This is a genomic window from Alcanivorax sp. HI0083, from assembly GCF_001635175.1.
Map to the genome: position 1 here is coordinate 1 of NZ_LWFX01000129.1, position 740 is coordinate 740.

General features: G+C 64.1%; 2 protein-coding genes. One reads left to right on the forward strand and one right to left on the reverse strand.

Going from position 1 to position 740, the window contains the following annotated elements:
* Window positions 1–354 (reverse strand): response regulator (locus A3754_RS01475; protein WP_156496670.1); only part of this gene is annotated, 354 nt, incomplete at its 3' end.
* 112 nt (window positions 355–466) lie between these two features.
* Between A3754_RS01475 and A3754_RS01480 the strand changes: the two genes are divergently transcribed.
* A partial coding sequence (locus tag A3754_RS01480; protein WP_231880437.1) for a prolipoprotein diacylglyceryl transferase family protein occupies window positions 467–740 on the forward strand: 274 nt, incomplete at its 3' end.

Here is a 740-nt window from a genome sequence, read left to right on the forward strand (position 1 = left end):
ACGGCGCAGCAGTGCCTGCAAACGCGCCGCCAGTTCGCCCAGATCAAACGGCTTGACCAGGTAATCATCGGCACCGCGCTGCAAGCCATCAATGCGGTCCTGTACCGCGTCCCGGGCAGTGAGGATCAATACCGGCGCAGTGAGCCCGGCGTCGCGCCACTGGCAAAGGGCCTGGCCCCCATCCTGGTCAGGCAGCCCCAGATCCAGCACTAACGCATCGAACTCCACGCTTTTCCAGGCAGCCAGCCCTTCGCGCGCACGCGTCACCCAGGCCACGGTAAACCCCATGGCCTGCAGCCCGGCCTGAATACCATCACCCAGCAAGGCGTCATCTTCGATCAATAAAATATGCATGTGGCTCTGACCCGGTTAGGCTGCGCAAGTTGCAGCCCAGTGTCGGCGCCACCGGTTAACCCACGGTTAATGCAGCCGGGCCACACTGGCGCTTCCCTGACATGGAGAGACCGTGGACGCTGTCATCATTGGCCCACTGGCCCTGCCGGCAGGCACTTTTGTCGTGCTCACCGGCTTTTTCGCCGCCAGCCTCACCAGCCTGTGGTGGCAACGCCGTGGGCAACGCATCGAAGCAACGCTATGGCTGATTGCCATTACCGCCGTGCTGGGGGCGCGACTGGCGTTTGTGTGGCGCTACCAGAACCAGTACGACTCCTGGCTGGCCATGCTCGACATCCGTGACGGGGGCTGGTGGTGGCCCGGTGCGTTGGTGGCGCTGGCGGTGC